Annotated in this window: 13 protein-coding genes and 1 pseudogene; 9 read left to right on the top strand and 5 right to left on the bottom strand. The window is 53.1% G+C overall.

Annotation, left to right across the window (positions count from 1 at the left end; all coding sequences use genetic code 11):
• The first annotated feature begins 79 nt into the window (after window positions 1-79).
• From rplM to sspB, 4 genes are all read left to right on the top strand, one after another.
• Window positions 80-508, top strand: a complete 429-nt coding sequence (gene rplM / locus WC1_RS03675; RefSeq protein WP_003025141.1) for a 50S ribosomal protein L13 — start codon at window positions 80-82, stop codon at window positions 506-508.
• Window positions 509-523: 15 nt separating this feature from the next.
• Window positions 524-916 carry a 30S ribosomal protein S9 gene (rpsI, locus tag WC1_RS03680; protein ID WP_003025138.1) on the top strand — a complete coding sequence of 131 codons (393 nt, stop codon included), beginning with the start codon at window positions 524-526 and terminating at the stop codon, window positions 914-916.
• Between the two features lie 316 nt (window positions 917-1,232).
• Entirely contained in the window at window positions 1,233-1,871 is a 639-nt protein-coding gene (gene sspA / locus WC1_RS03685; RefSeq protein ID WP_003025132.1) for a stringent starvation protein SspA, read from the top strand.
• A gap of 5 nt (window positions 1,872-1,876) precedes the next feature.
• Complete coding sequence (gene sspB, locus WC1_RS03690; RefSeq protein WP_003025130.1) at window positions 1,877-2,380, top strand: ClpXP protease specificity-enhancing factor; 504 nt, start codon at window positions 1,877-1,879, stop codon at window positions 2,378-2,380.
• A 56-nt stretch (window positions 2,381-2,436) separates the two neighbouring features.
• Here sspB and dcuC read toward each other — a convergent pair whose 3' ends face one another.
• Window positions 2,437-3,804, bottom strand: a complete 1,368-nt coding sequence (dcuC, locus tag WC1_RS03695; protein ID WP_016151066.1) for an anaerobic C4-dicarboxylate transporter DcuC — start codon at window positions 3,802-3,804, stop codon at window positions 2,437-2,439.
• 360 nt (window positions 3,805-4,164) lie between these two features.
• Between dcuC and nanR the strand changes: the two genes are divergently transcribed.
• The 5 genes from nanR (at window position 4,165) to nanQ (ending at window position 9,156) form a co-directional block, all read left to right on the top strand.
• Window positions 4,165-4,956: a transcriptional regulator NanR gene (gene nanR / locus WC1_RS03700; RefSeq protein ID WP_003844825.1), complete on the top strand. Its 792-nt coding sequence runs from the start codon at window positions 4,165-4,167 to the stop codon at window positions 4,954-4,956.
• A 259-nt stretch (window positions 4,957-5,215) separates the two neighbouring features.
• Window positions 5,216-6,109 (top strand): N-acetylneuraminate lyase, encoded by an 894-nt coding sequence (nanA, locus tag WC1_RS03705; RefSeq protein ID WP_016151064.1) that lies wholly within the window; start codon window positions 5,216-5,218, stop codon window positions 6,107-6,109.
• A 110-nt stretch (window positions 6,110-6,219) separates the two neighbouring features.
• The gene (locus tag WC1_RS03710) at window positions 6,220-7,710 is read left to right on the top strand and encodes an MFS transporter (RefSeq protein WP_003025119.1); all 1,491 of its coding nucleotides are present in this window, start codon (window positions 6,220-6,222) and stop codon (window positions 7,708-7,710) included.
• A 106-nt stretch (window positions 7,711-7,816) separates the two neighbouring features.
• On the top strand, window positions 7,817-8,686 hold the full coding sequence (gene nanK, locus WC1_RS03715) for an N-acetylmannosamine kinase (protein ID WP_016151063.1): 870 nt from the start codon (window positions 7,817-7,819) through the stop codon (window positions 8,684-8,686).
• Between the two features lie 2 nt (window positions 8,687-8,688).
• Window positions 8,689-9,156 (top strand): N-acetylneuraminate anomerase, encoded by a 468-nt coding sequence (nanQ, locus tag WC1_RS03720; protein ID WP_003025108.1) that lies wholly within the window; start codon window positions 8,689-8,691, stop codon window positions 9,154-9,156.
• Between the two features lie 58 nt (window positions 9,157-9,214).
• Here nanQ and WC1_RS03725 read toward each other — a convergent pair whose 3' ends face one another.
• The 4 genes and pseudogenes from WC1_RS03725 to WC1_RS03735 form a co-directional block, all read right to left on the bottom strand.
• Window positions 9,215-10,495, bottom strand: a complete 1,281-nt coding sequence (locus WC1_RS03725; protein WP_003839918.1) for a cytosine deaminase — start codon at window positions 10,493-10,495, stop codon at window positions 9,215-9,217.
• Window positions 10,485-11,735 carry a cytosine permease gene (codB, locus tag WC1_RS03730; RefSeq protein ID WP_003844832.1) on the bottom strand — a complete coding sequence of 417 codons (1,251 nt, stop codon included), beginning with the start codon at window positions 11,733-11,735 and terminating at the stop codon, window positions 10,485-10,487. The genes WC1_RS03725 and codB overlap by 11 nt, the downstream gene beginning before the upstream one ends.
• Before the next feature lie 102 nt (window positions 11,736-11,837).
• Window positions 11,838-11,993 (bottom strand): annotated as a pseudogene (locus WC1_RS25025) (DUF1016 domain-containing protein); the annotation flags it as partial.
• A 95-nt stretch (window positions 11,994-12,088) separates the two neighbouring features.
• A complete protein-coding gene (locus WC1_RS03735) occupies window positions 12,089-13,507 on the bottom strand; it encodes a glutamate synthase small subunit (protein WP_016151062.1) in 1,419 nt (472 codons plus the stop codon).
• Window positions 13,508-13,515: the final 8 nt, after the last annotated feature.

The raw sequence follows: 13,515 nt of genomic DNA, 5'->3' as shown, positions 1-13,515 counted from the left end.
ACAATGTCGTGTGAACCTCAACTGACAAAACGTTTGGGTGTTCACCAACGTGTAACTTATTTATTTGGGTAAGCTTTTAATGAAAACTTTTACAGCTAAACCAGAAACCGTAAAACGCGACTGGTATGTTGTTGACGCGACCGGTAAAACTCTGGGCCGTCTGGCTTCCGAACTGGCTCTGCGCCTGCGCGGTAAGCACAAAGCGGAATACACTCCGCACGTAGATACCGGTGATTACATCATCGTTCTGAACGCTGACAAAGTTGCTGTAACCGGCAACAAGCGTACTGACAAAGTGTACTATCACCACACCGGCCACATCGGTGGTATCAAACAAGCGACCTTTGAAGAGATGATTGCTCGCCGTCCTGAGCGTGTGCTTGAAATCGCGGTTAAAGGCATGCTGCCAAAAGGCCCGCTGGGTCGTGCTATGTTCCGTAAACTGAAAGTTTACGCTGGCAACGAGCACAACCACGCGGCACAGCAACCGCAAGTTCTTGACATCTAATCGGGATTATAGGCAATGGCTGAAAATCAATACTACGGCACTGGTCGCCGCAAAAGTTCCGCAGCTCGCGTTTTCATCAAACCGGGCAGTGGTAAAATCGTAATCAACCAACGTTCTCTGGAACAGTACTTCGGTCGTGAAACTGCCCGCATGGTAGTTCGTCAGCCGCTGGAACTGGTCGACATGGTTGAGAAACTGGATCTGTACATCACTGTTAAAGGTGGTGGTATCTCTGGTCAGGCTGGTGCGATCCGTCACGGTATCACCCGCGCTCTGATGGAGTACGACGAGTCCCTGCGTGGCGAACTGCGTAAAGCTGGCTTCGTTACCCGTGATGCTCGTCAGGTTGAACGTAAGAAAGTCGGTCTGCGTAAAGCACGTCGTCGTCCTCAGTTCTCCAAACGTTAATTGTACTCTGCTTCGGCAGACGACAATTTGCGAAAAAACCCGCTTTGGCGGGTTTTTTTATCGTTATTTTTCGCCTCAGATCCACGGTAATCCGCTGATTGCCACCTCTTTTTCCCCATTTCAAGAATCGACTCACCACAAAGGTCACAAAATCTGGTAAACTATCATCCAATTTTCTGCCCAAATGTCCGGTATCGTTCATTTTTTGTTTGTATTTTGAACAGCAATGACTTTCCCGAGTCTGGGTGACATCACTTCTGGCTGGCCACTGAGTGGCTGGTAGCAGTAAAAATTCTGAATATACCTGGAGGTTTTCATGGCTGTCGCTGCCAACAAACGTTCGGTAATGACGCTGTTTTCTGGTCCTACTGACATCTATAGCCATCAGGTCCGCATTGTGCTGGCTGAGAAAGGTGTTAGTTTCGAGATTGAGCACGTGGAAAAGGACAATCCACCTCAGGATCTGATCGACCTCAACCCGAATCAGAGCGTACCGACACTGGTGGATCGTGAGCTGACCCTGTGGGAATCTCGCATCATTATGGAATACCTGGATGAGCGCTTCCCGCATCCGCCGCTGATGCCGGTTTACCCGGTTGCGCGTGGTGAAAGCCGCCTGTACATGCAGCGTATTGAAAAAGACTGGTACACGCTGATGAATGTCATCGTGAACGGTTCTGCATCTGAAGCCGAAGTCGCGCGTAAGCGTCTGCGCGAAGAACTGCTGGCAATTGCGCCAGTATTTGGCCAGAAACCTTACTTCCTGAGCGATGAGTTCAGCCTGGTAGACTGCTACCTGGCGCCGCTGCTGTGGCGTTTACCGCAGCTGGGTATTGAATTCAACGGTGCAGGTTCGAAAGAACTGAAAGGGTACATGACTCGCGTCTTCGAACGTGACTCTTTCCTGGCTTCTCTGACTGAGCCTGAACGTGAAATGCGTCTGGGCCGGGGTTAACCTGTATGGATTTGCCACAGCTAACACCACGCCGTCCGTATCTGCTGCGCGCATTCTATGAGTGGTTGCTAGACAACCAGCTCACGCCGCATCTGGTGGTGGATGTGACGCTCCAGGACGTGCAGGTTCCAATGGAATATGCGCGTGACGGGCAAATTGTTCTGAATATTGCACCGCGTGCGGTGGGCAACCTGGAACTGGCTAACGATGAAGTGCGCTTTAACGCGCGCTTCGGTGGTGTGCCGCGTCAGGTGTCTGTGCCGTTGGCTGCTGTTCTGGCAATTTATGCACGTGAAAATGGCGCTGGTACGATGTTCGAACCGGAAGCCGCCTACGATGAAGATGTCGCCAGCTTAAATGATGACGACAACGACGCGTCTGGTTTTGAGAGTGAAACAGTCATGTCGGTCATTGATGGCGATAAGCCTGACAATGGCGACGACAACGATCCTGATGACACTCCGCCGCCACCTCGCGGTGGGCGTCCAGCGCTGCGCGTAGTGAAATAAATAGTGAAATAAAAAAACAGGCCCTTTCGGGCCTGTTCTGTTTTCTGGCTTCGGGATCAGTAAAACAGCGCGATGGTGGCTACCATATTCACCACAAATCCTACTGCCATCGGGATTGCTGTACGTTTTACCACTTCAAAGGGCGATACGCCGGCAATACCTGATGTCACGACAATTACAGCGGTTATGGGTGACACCGCGCGGGCAAGCGTAGTGGCAAAATGCATCGGCATAATCATCACTACTGCAGGAATATGCAGCCCGGCGGCAATATCCGGAATGAGGCTGGCAAAAGACATAAACGGTGCGTTGCCTGACCCCATGACAATCGCACAGGCGGCGATGACCATCGCCATGATGATCATCACGCCAATGCCGCCAAGACCGGAATGCTCTGCGCCTTTTATTACGGCGTCGACAGTCCCGATAGTCGTCAACCCTTTCGCAAAGATTTCACCGGCGACCACCAGCGTGACAACGTTGGCAAACTGCGTCCCCATGCCGTCAAAAAAAGCCTGCACATCATCCATCGTTTCGCGCAGATTATGTTTATGCAGGAATTCAACAAACATAGTCAGCGTCATGCTCATCAACATCACCACCACCAGATTCAACTCTGCTTTCATTAGCCCCATTTGCGCAAGGGCAAGCGAGCCCAGCATCAGGATCAGCGGCATGACGGGTAGAATGGCGTAATAGAGCGGAGGTACGTTTTCCAGCGTCTTTTGTTCAGCAAATCCGTTGCTTTCCGGTGCGGCTTTTTTATCAAACTGACGCTGAACGAAAAAATGCGCAATGGCGACGGCGACAATGACACACGACGCGACGGGCAACTGGTATTGAAAGAAATAAGTGGCGATTTTCATACCCGCGACCTGCGCGGCAAAAATAGAGTTGGTTTCCAGAATGCCCCATTCAATAGACATTGAGGTGGCAATGACCGCAACAGCGGATAAACGGCTCACGCCAAGACTGACCAGCGTTGGGAACAGCGTCACCATCAGCAACATACCTAACCCGGATGCGCTGGTAATGAACTGCGCCATGATCTGACCAATAACATAGGTGGCGGCAAGCACAACATAGGGTGAGCGGATTAGCTTGAGCGGGCGGCTTAACAGGCTAACCATCGCTCTGCTGGCTCCCATTCTGTCCATATAGCGGGCATAACCACCCACTGCCATGATTGATAACCCCAGCCCGGCCGCGCGGTTGGAGAGCATACGCAAAATTTCGTTGTAAATATCGACCAGTAGATAGCCACTGCTCTTATCGTCAGCGACCAACACGCCGTAGCCCAGCCAGACGCCGCAGATCATCAGGAAGATCCCGGCGGCGGCCAGCACGACCTGCGGTTTGTAGTTTTTGAGGATCAGGTAACCCATCGTTAATAAAACGATGCCAGAGATAATGATGCCGAACATTGTTTCACTCCATGCCAGAGAAGAAGATAAATCCGGTAATAACGCTGTTATCCCAACGGATGTTATATTTTTCTGGGCATTTTTTATGGAGTGAATATCTTATTTTTAATTCGAGGGTTTAATTATTTATCGTTATAAAATAGATGGTTATGATAAATTATCACGTTAATGTTCATAAATTTCATGAAGATGATATAACTCTATTAAATTAAAAATAGGCGGAAGATACTCGCTTAAAATAATATTGCTGTTACGTATGTTATCAATAAGCCAGCGGGGGCGGATCGACCATCATTTCACCCTGCTTTCGATCCTGTGTTAGGATAAACCCGCTGTTGTTTGTCACCACGACTTAGCTGAATGGACCCTATGAACGCATTTGATTCGCAAGCTGAAGACTCTCCATCCACCATTGGCCGTAGCTTACGCAATCGCCCGCTGGCGCGTAAAAAACTGTCTGAAATGGTTGAGGAAGAACTGGAGCAGATGATTCGTCGTCGGGAATTTGGCGAGGGCGAACAGTTGCCGTCTGAGCGGGAGCTGATGGCCTTCTTTAACGTGGGCCGTCCTTCTGTACGAGAAGCGCTGGCCGCGTTAAAACGCAAAGGTCTGGTACAAATCAACAACGGCGAGCGCGCCCGCGTTTCGCGTCCTTCAGCTGATACCATCATCAGTGAGCTGTCTGGTATGGCGAAAGATTTCCTCGCACATCCCGGCGGCATTGCCCACTTCGAGCAGTTGCGACTGTTCTTTGAATCAAGCCTGGTTCGATACGCCGCCGAACATGCGACAGATGAGCAAATCGACAGGCTGGCGAAAGCGCTGGAGATCAACAGCCAGTCGCTTGATGACAATACGTTGTTCATCCGTTCGGACGTTGATTTTCACCGCGTACTGGCGGAGATCCCGGGCAATCCCATCTTTATGGCGATCCATGTTGCGCTGTTAGACTGGTTAATTGCTGCCCGTCCGGCCGTTGCCGATCAAGAATTGTATGAGCACAATAACGTGAGTTATCAGCAGCATATCGCTATTGTCGATGCGATTCGTCAGCGCGATCCTGAAGAAGCAGACCGTGCACTGCAAGAACATCTCAATAGCGTTTCCGCAACCTGGCACGCCTTCAGCAAAAGTAAAAAATTGCGTAAGTAATCGCGATCCTGACGATCTTTTAAACCCAAAATCATTCAAGTTGCATCAAGGCGGCAAGAGAGCGAGTCCCCTGGAGCATAGATAACTATGTGACAGGGGTGAGCGAACGCAGCCAACGCAGAGGCGGCTCGAAGGATGAAGTGTTTAGTGAGGTAGATCGCACTATAAGCGTTCTCTATTGTATTGCTGCTTATTTGATCTGGTATAACAGGTATAAAGGTATGCAGTCAGATAACACTAATCATCGTCAGAGGTCGTTATGGCAAGAAATTTAAAAGGCGTAATGCCAGCGTTGTTAACTCCATTCGATAACCAACAGAAACTGGACATCGAGAGCCTGCGCCGTCTGGTGCGTTTCAACATTGGTCAGGGGATCGATGGGCTGTATGTCGGTGGCTCAACGGGTGAGGCCTTTGTCCAAAACCGCGCTGAAAGAGAGCAGGTGCTGGAAATCGTTGCTGAAGAAGCGAAAGGCAAAGTGACGTTAATTGCCCATGTTGGCACGGTCAGTACGGAAGAAAGCCAGCAACTGGCGAGCGCCGCGCATCGTTACGGCTTTGATGCTGTCTCCGCTGTCACGCCGTTTTACTATCCGTTCAGCTTTGAAGAGCACTGCGATCACTACCGCGCAATTATTGATTCAGCGAATGGATTGCCGATGGTGGTCTATAACATCCCGGCGCTGAGCGGCGTAAAACTGACGCTGGATCAGATCAACACGCTGGTGACGTTGCCGGGCGTTGGCGCACTGAAGCAAACTTCGGGCGATCTCTATCAGATGGAACAGATCCGCCGCGCTCATCCCGATCTGGTGCTTTATAACGGTTATGACGAGATCTTCGCTTCTGGACTGCTAGCAGGCGCAGATGGAGGTATCGGTAGCACTTACAACATCATGGGATGGCGTTATCAGGGAATTGTGAAAGCGCTCAAAGAAGGTGACATTCGCACGGCGCAAAAGCTGCAAACCGAGTGCAATAAGGTTATCGATCTGCTTATTAAGGTTGGCGTGTTCCGCGGCCTGAAAACAGTACTGCACTATATGGATGTGGTTTCTGTTCCACTGTGCCGTAAACCCTTTGCTCCGGTAGATGAACGCTATCTGCCGGAACTGAAAGCGCTGGCAAACCAACTGCTGGCGGAAAAGGCGTAATCGCGGGTCGCCGGGGGCGCTTCGCTTGCCCGGCCTGGATTTTTCGACCGTAAGCCGGGTAAGGCAAAGCCACCACCCGGCACAACAACAAAGATCGTCGGGAGAGTAAAATGAGTACTTCTACCCAGAGCATCCCGTGGTATCGCCATCTCAATCGGGCACAATGGCGGGCATTTTCCGCCGCCTGGCTGGGATATTTGCTTGATGGTTTCGATTTTGTGTTAATCGCCCTGGTGCTGACAGAAGTGCAGGGCGAATTCGGACTGACGACGGTGCAGGCCGCCAGCCTGATCTCGGCCGCCTTTATCTCCCGTTGGTTTGGCGGGTTAATGCTGGGGGCAATGGGCGATCGTTACGGACGCCGTCTGGCAATGGTCACCAGCATCATTCTGTTCTCCGTGGGGACGCTGGCCTGCGGCTTCGCGCCGGGCTACACCACCATGTTTATCGCCCGTCTGGTTATCGGTATGGGAATGGCGGGTGAGTACGGCTCCAGTGCAACCTATGTTATTGAAAGTTGGCCTAAACACCTGCGAAATAAAGCCAGTGGCTTCCTGATTTCCGGCTTTTCCGTTGGTGCCGTGATCGCCGCGCAGGTCTACAGCCTGGTGGTTCCGGTCTGGGGGTGGCGTGCGCTGTTCTTCATCGGCATCCTGCCAATTATCTTCGCCCTGTGGCTGCGTAAAAATATTCCGGAAGCGGAAGACTGGAAAGAGAAACACGAAGGCAAAGCGCCAGTGCGCACGATGGTGGATATTCTCTACCGGGGCGAGCATCGGGTAATTAATATTCTGATGACGATCGCCGCTGCAACCGCGCTGTGGTTCTGCTTTGCTGGTGACCTGCAAAATGCGGCTATCGTGGCGGTCCTCGGCCTGATATGTGCGTTTATTTTCATTAGCTTTATGGTGCAAAGCAGCGGGAAGCGCTGGCCGACGGGCGTCATGCTGATGGTGGTCGTACTATTCGCCTTCCTGTACTCGTGGCCGATTCAGGCACTGTTGCCAACCTATCTGAAAACCGAACTGCTGTACGATCCTTCCACGGTGGCCAGAGTGCTCTTCTTTAGCGGTTTTGGTGCGGCGGTCGGTTGTTGCGTCGGCGGTTTTCTTGGCGACTGGCTGGGCACGCGCAAGGCCTATGTCTGCAGTCTGCTGGCCTCGCAGTTGCTGATTATTCCGGTATTTGCGATTGGCGGCTCAAACGTCTGGGTGCTGGGTTTGCTGCTGTTTTTCCAGCAAATGCTCGGCCAGGGGATCTCCGGGATCTTACCAAAACTGATTGGCGGCTATTTCGATACCGACCAGCGTGCGGCGGGCCTGGGCTTCACCTATAACGTGGGCGCACTGGGTGGGGCTCTGGCACCGATCATCGGCGCGCTGATTGCCCAACGTCTGGATCTGGGCACCGCGCTGGGATCGCTCTCTTTCGGCCTGACATTTGTGGTGATCCTGCTGATTGGTCTCGATATGCCGTCCCGCGTACAGCGCTGGCTGCGTCCTGAAGCGTTACGTACGCATGATGCCATTGATGGTCGACCGTTTAGCGGGGCTGTACCGTTCGGCGGTGACAAAAGCACCATGGTGAAATCCAAAAGTTAATCCCATTGCCCGGTGTTGAACCGGGCAATTAGCGTAAGGGAAGAAGTATGTCGTTACTTGAGCAACGGGATAAAAAGCGTATCACCGCGATGCAGAAGGCGGTGTCATGACCACATTGGCAATTGATATCGGCGGTACCAAACTGGCTGCCGCGCTGTTAGACAGTAATCTGCAAATTCGCGAGCGGCGTGAATTGCTGACGCCCGCCAGCAAAACGCCGGAGGCGCTGCGCGCTGCGCTGCAAGCACTGGTTGCACCGCTACAGGGGCGTGCTAATCGGGTGGCGATCGCCTCGACGGGGATTATCCGTGAGGGGGCTTTACTGGCGCTGAATCCGCATAACCTTGGCGGGTTGATGCATTTTCCGCTAACACAAACGCTGGAACAAATCACCGGCCTGCCGACGCTGGCAGTCAATGACGCACAGGCAGCGGCCTGGGCGGAATACCACGCTATGGCGGATGAGATAAGCGACATGGTGTTTATCACCGTGTCGACAGGCGTCGGTGGCGGCGTGATCAGCAACGGCAAATTACTCACCGGGTCTGGTGGTCTGGCTGGACACTTAGGACATACGCTGGCGGATCTCAATGGACCGGCCTGCGGCTGCGGGCGTGTGGGCTGCGTCGAGGCGATTGCTTCCGGTCGAGGGATCGCGGCTGCAGCCGAAGGTACACTTGCTGGATGCGATGCCAAAACCATTTTTAGCCGCGCCGGGCAAGGAGATGAGCAGGCAAGCAGGTTGATCCATCGCTCGGCGCGTACTTTGGCAAGGCTTATCGGCGATGTGAAGGCCACGACCGATTGCCAGATTGTGGTGATTGGCGGCAGCGTTGGGCTGGCTGAAGGATATCTGGCGCTGGTGGAACATTATCTGGCACAAGAGCCCTTGGCCTATCACGTGGAATTACTGGCGGCGCATTACCGCCATGACGCTGGATTACTGGGGGCCGCGCTGTTGGCCCAGGGAGAATGATGATGATATCAGATGAGTTGCGTTCACTGCCTTCTGCCGGATTACATCCGGTCTTACAGCAGGCATTAACGCTTGCCATTGCGGCGAATCCGCAGGAGAAAACGCCAGGGCGCTACGCGTTGCAGGGCGATACTATTTTTATGAATGTCATGCAGTTTGCGACGCAGAGCCCAGAGCAAAAGAAAGCGGAACTGCATCAGCAGTACATTGATATTCAGGTGCTGTTGTCTGGCGAAGAACGCATTCTGTTCGGGATGACCGATTCTGCTCGCCAGTGCGATGAGATGCATGTTGAGGATGACTATCAGTTGTGCAGCGAGATTGCCGATGAGCAGGCGATCGTACTGAAGCCGGGAAGATTTGCGATTTTTATGCCGGGCGAGCCGCATAAACCGGGCTGTATGGTGGGGGGGCCGGGGGAAATCAAAAAGGTCGTGATCAAGGTGCGCGCCAGCTTATTACAAGCCTGACGATGAGAGACCGTGTCGGATGGCAAGGCTTGCGCCATCCGACACTGGATAGAACAACTTAGCGCTTAAACGTCACCGCTTCCGGCTGCGTCAGATGCAGCGTGGTCTGGCTTGGCACTGTCTCAGCAATGACTCGCCCGTGACGAATGGAATAACGGGCAGGCGTCTGGCGACGAACCGCGTCAAACCCATTTTCTGCCGCTAAAATCACCAGATTTCCGGAGTTTCCCACGTTCAGACCGTAATCCTGCAGGTGCAGGGTTTTCGCACTGTGGGTGGTAACCAGGTTCAGCCCATCGTTGATCTGTCCGTATCCCATCAGCTGACACACATGTAATCCCATATGCAGTACCTGCAGCATATTGGCGGTGCCCAGCGGATACCACGGGTCGAAGACGTCATCATGGCCGAAGCAGACGTTGATCTCCGCTTCCAGCATCTCTTTGACGCGCGTTACGCCGCGACGTTTAGGATACGTATCAAAGCGCCCTTGCAGGTGAATATTTACCAGTGGGTTCGCGACAAAGTTAATGCCGGACATTTTCAACAGGCGAAAGAGGCGGGAAGCATACGCGCCGTTATAGGAATGCATTGCCGTGGTATGGCTGGCGGTCACGCGTTCGCCCATATTGTCACGATGCGCCAGCGCCGCGACGGTTTCAACAAAGCGTGACTGCTCATCGTCAATTTCGTCGCAGTGCACATCGATAAGCCGATCGTATTTCTGCGCCAGAGCGAAAATTTTGTGCAGAGACTCAACGCCATATTCACGCGTAAATTCAAAGTGGGGGATCGCGCCAATGACGTCTGCGCCCAAACGCACGGCTTCCTCTAATAGCGCTTCACCGTTGGGGTAAGAAAGAATGCCCTCTTGCGGGAAGGCGACAATTTGCAGCTCTACCCACGGCGCGACTTCTTGCTTCACCTCCAGCATGGCTTTCAGTGCAGTCAGCGTTGGATCGGAAACGTCAACGTGCGTGCGGACATACTGGATGCCGTTGGCCATCTGCCACTTCAGCGTCTGCATGGCGCGCGCTTTGACGTCTTCGTGCGTGAGCATTGCCTTACGTTCGGCCCAACGCTCAATGCCTTCAAATAACGTTCCAGACTGGTTCCAGCTCGGCTCGCCTGCAGTTTGCGTGGTGTCCAGATGGATATGTGGCTCAACGAACGGTGGAATGGCCAGGCCGCCTTCGGCATCAAGCACTTCGCCCTGCGGTAACGTGGCGGTGTCCTGTGGCTCAATTCGGCTGAAGCGCCCGTTTTCAATCGTGAGCTGCCACAATCCTTCGCGTCCCTGTAAACGTGCCTGACGAAGGGTGATGTTATTATTCTGCATGGCTGACCTCTGGTGATTTAGCAAGGCTGCGATTGAAAAGTGGATTCAGCAGGATATAGCTGAATACGCCGCCAAGTACGGCGTTGACGGGCACAATACCGGGAATATAGTGACCTGCGGCAATGCCCAATGCAACGGACAGGATCGCTATCCAGTTTACTGAAATAAATTGCGCTTTGCTGAAGTCGGCATAGCGACGATGGTTCAGCAGATAGTCGGCGATGATCACCCCGCCAATCGGGGGAATTGCTGCCGACAGAAAAGTCAGCCAACCGACAAAGTTATTGTAAAGCCATAGCGCGCACAATGTGCCGATAATACCGTTAGCCACCGACAGTGTACGGCTGGAAAGGCCGGTAATATTGGCAAATCCCAGACCTGAGGCATACAGCGCATTGTCGTTAGTCGTCCAGATGTTCAGACCGAGCACTACAATCGCGGGCAGCAGCAGTCCCTGGGCAATCATCACATCAGAGATATCCGCCTGTCCAACCGCAGCCGCGCCCGCAGCGCCGAAGATGAACATCAAGGAGTTGCCAAGGAAAAACGCCACCATGGCAATCAGCACCGCGCCTTTGGCGTTGCGACCAAAGCGCACGAAGTCGGCGGTTAATGTTCCTGCGCTGACAAACGAACCGACCACCAGCGCCAGGGCGGTGGAGAAATTCAGCGGCGTCTGCGGCACTATCGCTTTTAAATGGTCTAAACCGCCGACATCACTCACCGCCAGCCAGACGGAGTAGCTGCCAAGAACGACGATGGCAGGCACGGCGATGATAGATAAAACGGTCAGCGCCGAGATGCCAAAAAAGATGGTCAGGGTCATCAACAGACCGGAAACCGCAATCAGGATATTGACGTCAATTCCCGTCGCTTTGCCCACCGGGATAGCAAACATAGCCACACCCACGCCAAACCAGCCTACCTGCGTACCGCCTAACAACAGTGAGGGAAGCCATGAGCCTTTCAAACCAAATGAGTAACGCGCCAGAAGGTGGGTTGAGAGCCCTGTTTTTGCGCCGATAAAACCGAGAAATGCAGTGTAAATACCGAGGAGAAGATTACCGAAGAGAACTGCCAGGAAGAAATCATTATAGGAAAGACCGGTACCGAGTGTGCCACCGGTCCACATACTGGCGGAAAAAAATGTAAGCCCCAACATGACAAATGTTAGTGGAACCACGCCTTTCCGCGCCGCCAGAGGGACGGGGCCCTGGCTATAATTGTTGTCCTGCGACACAACGCCTCCATGAATTTTGCCCAAAAAATCCGCCGCATAATATACAGTTCTCAGAATAAAGCAAACGATTACGTATAATCTTTACATGGTTATTATTTATGGTGTTGATGATTGCGTTGATTTTCGGGCATCGGCATTTTTAACCGACAAGAGGCGGACATACACCGACCAGGGTAGTGTGAAAGATTTAGCCAGTTGCGCCAAATGGTAAGATTCTGCAGACACTGTCTGCGGAATTTCAATGTACTGAATATACAGCTGTATTTGTGAGCGGTTTTCGAAAAATGATACCGCATGTATTTAGTGGAGGAATATTGGCTCCCCATCTATCAGCGTCAAGGGAGCCAGATGTATTACACTTCCAGGTAATTCAGAATCCCGTCTGCCGCTTTACGACCTTCGGCAATCGCGGTGACCACCAGATCCGAACCGCGCACGATGTCGCCACCGGCGAAGATTTTCGGGTTGCTGGTCTGGAAAGCGTTGTCGCTACGTTCCGGGGCAATAATGCGCCCCTGTGAATCCAGTTCGACGCTGTGCTCTTTCAACCATTCCATGCTATGTGGGCGGAAACCAAACGCCAGGACCACGGCATCAGCCGGAACAACGTGCTCGGAGCCAGCGACGATCTCCGCACGGCGACGTCCCTTCGCATCCGGTTCGCCCATTTCAGTGCGCGCCATTTTCACGCCGCACACTTTCCCGTTGGCATTCACTTCCACACCTAAAGGCTGGACGTTGAACTGGAACTCGACGCCTTCTTCGCGCGCGTTTTTCACTTCGCGTTTCGAACCCGGCATGTTCTCTTCATCGCGACGATAGGCGCAAATGACGTGTGCAGCATTCTGGCGAACCGAAGTGCGCACGCAGTCCATCGCGGTATCGCCACCGCCGAGCACGACGACGCGTTTGCCTTCCATGCTGATGTATGGCTCGTCGCTGCTTTCGCCAAAGCCCATCAATTGCTTGGTATTAGCAATCAGGAACGGCAGAGCATCAAACACGCCCTCAGCGTCTTCATTTTCCAGCCCGCCGCGCATCGACTGATAGGTTCCTACGCCAAGGAACACGGCGTCGTAATCCTTCAGCAAATCGTTGAGCTGTACGTCACGGCCCACTTCCACGTTGAGTTTGAACTCAATGCCCATGCCGGTGAAGATTTCACGGCGACGGGTCATGACCTCTTTTTCCAGCTTGAAGGCTGGGATACCGAAGGTCAGCAAGCCGCCGATTTCCGGGTGACGGTCAAATACCACCGCCTTTACGCCGTTGCGGGTCAGCACATCAGCACAGGCCAGGCCCGCTGGCCCCGCACCGATAATCGCCACGCGCTTGTCCGTCTGGCGAACGCCGGTCATATCCGGACGCCAGCCCATCTCGAACGCTTTATCGTTGATATAGCGCTCGATGTTGCCAATGGTTACCGCGCCAAACTCATCGTTCAGCGTACAGGATCCTTCACACAGTCGATCCTGCGGGCATACACGGCCACAGACTTCCGGCAAGGTGTTGGTCTGGTGCGAAAGCTCTGCCGCTTCAAAAATACGTCCCTCATTCGCCAACTTCAGCCAGTTCGGGATGTAGTTATGTACCGGGCACTTCCACTCGCAGTACGGGTTACCGCAGGACAGGCAGCGATCTGCCTGTGCTTTGGCCTGACCTTCAGAAAACGGCTCGTAAATCTCGATAAACTCGATCTTGCGGATCTTCAGCGGCTTCTTCGGCGGATCAACACGCTGCAGGTCGATAAATTGGTATACGTTCTGACTCATTGCTGCTA

Source organism: Citrobacter sp. KTE30, assembly GCF_000398825.1.
GTDB lineage: Bacteria > Pseudomonadota > Gammaproteobacteria > Enterobacterales > Enterobacteriaceae > Citrobacter > Citrobacter freundii.
The sequence above is the reverse complement of the archived record's forward strand: the minus strand, read 5'-3'. Positions and strand labels throughout refer to the sequence as shown.